The 5,800-nt window shown below is 44.8% G+C and carries 6 protein-coding genes; 4 read left to right on the top strand and 2 right to left on the bottom strand.

All coding sequences use genetic code 11. The features are described 5' to 3' along the window. Both ACX0G7_RS27090 and ACX0G7_RS27085 read left to right on the top strand, forming a co-directional pair. Nucleotides 1-376 (top strand): hypothetical protein (locus ACX0G7_RS27090; protein WP_458926681.1); only part of this gene is annotated, 376 nt, incomplete at its 5' end. A 20-nt stretch (nt 377-396) separates the two neighbouring features. Next, nucleotides 397-1,923 carry an arylsulfatase gene (locus tag ACX0G7_RS27085; protein ID WP_458926680.1) on the top strand — a complete coding sequence of 509 codons (1,527 nt, stop codon included), beginning with the start codon at nt 397-399 and terminating at the stop codon, nt 1,921-1,923. A gap of 76 nt (nt 1,924-1,999) precedes the next feature. On the opposite strand, the gene ACX0G7_RS27080 is transcribed toward ACX0G7_RS27085, so the two are convergent. Next, nucleotides 2,000-3,013, bottom strand: coding sequence for a hypothetical protein (locus ACX0G7_RS27080; RefSeq protein WP_458926679.1), 1,014 nt, complete (start codon nt 3,011-3,013; stop codon nt 2,000-2,002). A gap of 184 nt (nt 3,014-3,197) precedes the next feature. Between ACX0G7_RS27080 and ACX0G7_RS27075 the strand changes: the two genes are divergently transcribed. Continuing rightward, nucleotides 3,198-4,283, top strand: a complete 1,086-nt coding sequence (locus ACX0G7_RS27075) for a winged helix-turn-helix domain-containing protein (protein WP_458926678.1) — start codon at nt 3,198-3,200, stop codon at nt 4,281-4,283. A gap of 53 nt (nt 4,284-4,336) precedes the next feature. Here ACX0G7_RS27075 and ACX0G7_RS27070 read toward each other — a convergent pair whose 3' ends face one another. Then, nucleotides 4,337-5,374 carry a GntR family transcriptional regulator gene (locus ACX0G7_RS27070; RefSeq protein WP_458926677.1) on the bottom strand — a complete coding sequence of 346 codons (1,038 nt, stop codon included), beginning with the start codon at nt 5,372-5,374 and terminating at the stop codon, nt 4,337-4,339. Nucleotides 5,375-5,546: 172 nt separating this feature from the next. Here ACX0G7_RS27070 and ACX0G7_RS27065 point away from each other — a divergent pair, with 172 nt between their 5' ends. Next, nucleotides 5,547-5,795, top strand: coding sequence for a hypothetical protein (locus ACX0G7_RS27065; RefSeq protein ID WP_458926676.1), 249 nt, complete (start codon nt 5,547-5,549; stop codon nt 5,793-5,795). The last annotated feature ends 5 nt before the right edge of the window (nt 5,796-5,800 follow it).

The raw sequence follows: 5,800 nt of genomic DNA, 5'->3' as shown, positions 1-5,800 counted from the left end.
CTATATCATTTACCAGGCCGTTGCAGGACCAGGTATTTCCCGCTACCGAAATGGAAAGTATGCTGCGCCAGATGACAGTGATGACCTGCAACCTATTGAAGGAGCCGCTTTCACGGCAGGTTTCCGGCACTACTGGAGCCCGGTGTGGTCATCCTTGCTTGTTGCAAATTATGGGAAGGAACGCACAAATGCAGCACAACCCGGCTCTGATGTTAAAAGTGTTTTCTATGGGGCTGCAAATGTTATCTGGCAATTTCACAAATCAGCCTTCGCAGGTGTCGAATATTTATATGGCGGAAGGGAGGATGTCAGTGGGGCAGAGGGGAAGGCCCACCGAATTCAATTCAGTATCCAGGTCGATATTAATAAACATTAGAACAACTTCAAACAAACACCATGGCAAAATCAACACAAAAAAAAACCGACAAACCAAACATCCTGGTTATGTGGGGCGATGACATCGGGCAATCAAACCTAAGCTGCTACACGCGCGGGTTAATGGGTTATCATACCCCGAATATTGACCGTATTGCGACCGAAGGAATGATATTCACCGATGCTTATGCGGAACAAAGTTGTACAGCAGGTAGATCGTCATTCATTACCGGGCAATGCGGGCTGCGTACGGGTCTCACTAAGGTGGGCTTACCTGGTGCCGAACTAGGTCTTAAGGCTGAAGATATAACTATCGCTGAAGCCTTGAAACCACTCGGATATCGCACGGGGCAATTTGGCAAAAACCATCTTGGTGATCGTGATGAACACTTACCGACTGTGCATGGTTTTGACGAATTCTTCGGCAACCTTTATCACCTTAACGCAGAAGAAGAACCGGAAGATGCGGACTATCCAAAGCCGGAAGATTATCCTGAGTTCAGGAAAAAGTACGGCCCCCGCGGCGTGCTGCATTGTTGGGCAGACGGTAAAGGTGGACAGAAGATTGAAAATACCGGTCCGCTTACAAAAAAGCGCATGGAGACAATCGATGAGGATTTTCTCGCAGCGGCAAAAACGTTTATCAAGGCCGCCCATGATGCCGGAGAACCTTTCTTTGTCTGGTTCAACACCACCCATATGCATGCCTGGACCCATGTTAAACCCGAAAGTCGTGGCCAGTCCGGACGCTGGCAATCAGAGTATCATGATGTCATGATCGACCACGACAAACACATCGGGGAAATGCTCGATTTCCTGGATGAACTCGGTATCGCAGACAACACCTTTGTTCAGTACAGCACCGATAATGGCCCTCACATGAACACCTGGCCCGACGCCGGAATGACACCGTTCCATAGTGAAAAGAACACCAGTTGGGAAGGAGCTTATCGCGTTCCCTGCATGGTGCGTTTTCCTGGTCAGATCAAAGCAGGTTCCGTTTCAAACGAGATCATAAGTCACCAGGACTGGTTTCCAACCCTGCTGGCTGTGGCAGGAGATACCGATATTGCGGAAAAGCTAAAGAAGGGATACCAGATCGGTAACAGGACCTTTAAGGTGCACCTGGATGGTTACAATCTACTTCCTCATCTCACGGGCAAGGATCCTAAAAGTCCGCGCAAAGGCTTTATTTACTTCACCGATGATGGTGATGTAGCTGCACTTCGCTACGACAACTGGAAACTGATGTTCATGGAGCAGGTAACCCAGGGTAGCTTGAAGATCTGGTTGCAGCCCTTCGTCACACTCCGGGGGCCATATATCTTTAACCTTCGTATCGACCCGTATGAGCGCGCTATTGTAACTTCCAATACTTATTATGATTGGATGTTCCGGCATATCTACCTTCTTGTTCCGGCCCAGGCTTTTATTAGTCAGTTCCTGCAGACTCTTATCGAATTTCCACCACGCCAAAAGGCGGCAAGTTTCAGCCTCGACCAGGTAATCGAGAAGCTGACGGAAGCATCAAGCAGTGGGGGCCACTAAGTTTCGAATGATTAAATTAAGCAGCCGGGGGGATAGTACCTCCGGCTATTATATGCAGCTAACCAATGAAGATACATTAGCACCCTCCACCTTTTAGTATAGCATATATCACGTTGCCCGAAATGACTAAATTAAAGACCTTATCATTTACAGAAGGAAAAAGCAGTTTCCATGTTTTTCCTTTGTCTGATGATCTGAATATTCCCGCTGGATGTCCACAAAAAAAGTATTCACCAAATTCAACAATGGACGAAATACGAAGGTCAGCCGGAAGACCGGCATCAACTGGCTGCCAGGTTTTGCCTTCATCGAATGATGCCCGCACGGTTCTGGCCATTAAATGAGTATTGGCTACAACGGCAGCGAATCCACCTTTGATGGGAGCTACATCGATACCAACACCGCCCTCATTCAGCACACATGTCCAGTGTTCACCATCGTCAGTCGACCTTATTATACCGTTCTGACTTGTTGCCATGAGTACCCCGTTTGACTTAACCAATTTTATTACCCAGCCATCGCTAACAACTTGTTTCAGGGTCTTTCCATTGTCTGTTGTTTTATAAAGGCCCTTTTCACAGGCGATGAAAAGCGTGCCTTCTTCCGTTTCAAATACACTGCGCATCTCTTTTACCTGGAAATTTGTGTTCAAAGGGGACCATACATTCGATCCGTATATTTTTTGTAAGGTCTGGCCTTCCCAGTTGTATGTAAATAGTCCGTTCTTTCCCGCGGCAATGTTGCCTCGATCATCAGGGAAAATCTCTTTTTTCCATGCAGGCATTGTGTGATTTGGGTTACCCTGGTATAATTCATTTCCGGATTGGACATACAGTGCACTATCATTTGCGATGAATCCGTTTCCTGGAAAGCCCTCCTCCTGCAAAACCAGGGGCAGACCCTTGCTGATGTCCTGCCAGGTTTGGCCGCCATCTGTAGATTTAAAAAGGATGTTAGTAGCTACGGGTTCATTTGTTTTTTGTTTTTGCGGACTACCCGGATGAGGGATGGAATGTAGAATTTCCGGTTCTGTATCAAATGCAAATGAAAACAGAGCAAGGAACAAAAAAGCTGGATCATAGATTTTCATGGCGAGTGATGGTTTTGTGAACAATGAATAAATTGAAGTGAGCTAAGTGTCGGGTATTATCGAACAATTTCATTGATGAAAATTGTTATAACTTAACATATCAAACCTAAGCACCTGCGTTGTAACTCCGGGTAATCAATTGTAAAAAGAAATGTAAATGCGTGTAAATTCTGCTCTTGTAATCATGTCGCTTATTATTTGTTTTATTGGCTCGTCTTTCACAGAACATGCTGACCGTGACTTGAGGGCGAAACAAATGAACCTCATTATTCGTCAGATAGGTCATCGGTTGTTATGGCAGGGAGGTGACTCTACATCGCGCGTGCTACCCGTCACCGAGATTAAGGAGGGCACCTTTCGGCTCAGGTTCGAAAATAAATTGGTTTTTAATCACGACTCACTCATGGAGTTGATAATAGGTGCACTTCCCCGAACACAATTCCCCGCAGGTTACACCGTTACGGTACATGACTGCACAAGCGGAGGTATCGTCTATGGATTCCAGGTCAACAATGATTCGCCGGATCTTGTTGCCTGCAAGGGCAGGGTTCAGCCGGAGGGTTGTTATACCATAGAATTTGCGTTTCCACGTTTTTATGAAACTGTCAAAACAAAAAAGAATGATTCCGGGCATTTGACTGGTAAGCTTATGGAAGACGCCGCGTCGGTCAATCCAACACTTGCCGGTTCAAAAACGGCAACCCGTGATAAAAACACGGAGAAAAGCTCTGGAGAATCGAATTCTGTTAGCGTAGATTCCGTGACATTGGACCGGGAACCTGAGCAGCAAACGAAAAGTTCCAATGTGCTCCCGGTCACAATGCTTTACGGCGGCCTGTTCATGCTCGTGTTGCTGGCTATTTCCCTGGTCATTGGCACTTTCCGAAAAAGTGTTACAGCCGTGACTGGTTCCAGCCAACCTGAGCAGGTTATAAACGACCAGGTGATAATTAACGAGTCCATGCCGGAACTACCTATGCTCGGAAAATTTTTATTTAATGTGAAGGATCAACGCTTGCTTTCAGGAAACGAAGTGGTTAATCTTACCGACAAAGAATGCAAGGTGCTTGACCTGCTTCACAAAAATTTCGGGGAACTGATCCCCCGCGATACGCTGATGCAGGAAGTCTGGATCAACGAAGGGGTGATTACAGGTCGCAGCCTCGACATGTTTATATCAAAGCTTCGCAAGAAATTAAGTCCGGATCCTGACCTGAGAATAACAAACGTTCATGGGAAGGGTTATAAGCTGGAAAAAGCCATCGCATAAGTCGCGACTTAGTCTTGTATGTTTGAGTGCTCTGTGGATTTTTCATTTTATAATTACAACGAATTCCGCAAAGTCAGGTAAAACCTGGCTTCAATGTGCTCCGCCGAATTATTCAGTATGAGTTCTGCTGTTTTCTCACCCATCATATGGAAGTCCGTTGAGATGGTAGTTATACCGTTCAATATTATCTTTTTTAACGGGGTTTCATTGTAAGAAATAACACCAACTTCTTCACCGATTTTTAACTTCGTTTCAAGTATCTTTTCAATCAGGGTTACCAGGTCGCCTTCCATAAGTACAATATAGACCTCTCCCTTTTTTATCGGCTCGTCTTGTATATTGTGAACCACGTTACCGCGAAATGCATACTCCTGGCAAAACTTTCTGAAGCCGGTTAGGATCTCAGATGGGTGATAAGTGTATTCAGGAAAAATGATTTTGATAGCATTGTATTTTGTAAGCTGGGGCAGGGCCTGCTCGAGCGCAATATAGATATCCTGTTCAAAGTTTTCGTATACGGCACCGTATTCACCGCTTATGCCGGGAAGCTTTTTATCCAACAGGATCAGCTTTTCTTTTGGGATGGTATTTATGACCTCATGGGCGTTGCCTGTGTCTTCAAGAAAATGTGGAATGATCACGTAATAATGATAATCTTCCCTGCAGTTCTGAATCAGTTTCTTAAACAGGGAAAAATTATTGTTGTATACGTAAAAGTCGATTACAGCTGCTTCTCCAAGGGTACTGACAAACGCATCATAGATGATCTTCTTGTGTGCACTTAGCTTATTGAATAAAAGAAAGATTTTTATCTTTCGCTCAACGTCAGCTGTTTTGATAAAATATCCTTTACCGGGAACAGAACCGATAATGCCGAGTTTTTTCAGATAATTATAGCCTTTCTCAACTGTGTCACGCGAGATCTCGAAAGTTGAGCTTAATTCATTTATAGAGGGCAACACATCATCGACCTGCAGTTTCCTGTTTTCAATGGCTCCCAATAAGGAATTAGCCAGTTGCTGGTATTTTGGAGTAACAGAAAACTCATCAAAATTAATGATCTTATTAAATGGCGAGCTCTTTAAATTCATTGTCTACAAACATACATTATTCATTATCCTTACCAAATCTTCCTTATTAAAATCCGGTCAAACATCCGACATGATGGAGCAGGATGGTTACCAGTTTAAGATGGGTATTTTTAGGATAACAACTAAATGCTTTACCAGTTACACTGCCTAACTACCACATTTTATCAGTGAAGTGAAGACAAAAGGAGGCATACCGGTGCTGGTAACATCCCTTCAGAGACGGAGCTTCGACAGTTCAGGAAGGATTATCGGAATCCCGGGTGTTTATCCCGGGGCAAACCGGCGGGTTGCCAAAGAAGAGAATGTTGCATTGATTGATCTGGACACAATGAGCAAATCAATGTACGAAGCCTGGGGGCCGGAGGAGTCAAATCAAAGCCTTTGTTCACTTCCCGGCCAACACTTATCCGGGACAGGATAAAGCCT

The organism is Flavitalea antarctica (assembly GCF_054461535.1).
Note: the sequence above shows the minus strand (reverse complement) of the source record. Positions and strands in the feature narration are given on the sequence as shown.

What these genes read in the sequence shown, in the direction of transcription:
- ACX0G7_RS27070 (WP_458926677.1), bottom strand. Translation starts at nt 5,374, where the DNA reads ATGAATTTAAAGAGCTCGCCATTTAATAAGATCATTAATTTTGATGAG.
- ACX0G7_RS27075 (WP_458926678.1), top strand. Translation starts at nt 3,198, where the DNA reads ATGTCGCTTATTATTTGTTTTATTGGCTCGTCTTTCACAGAACATGCT.
- ACX0G7_RS27080 (WP_458926679.1), bottom strand. Translation starts at nt 3,013, where the DNA reads ATGAAAATCTATGATCCAGCTTTTTTGTTCCTTGCTCTGTTTTCATTT.
- ACX0G7_RS27085 (WP_458926680.1), top strand. Translation starts at nt 397, where the DNA reads ATGGCAAAATCAACACAAAAAAAAACCGACAAACCAAACATCCTGGTT.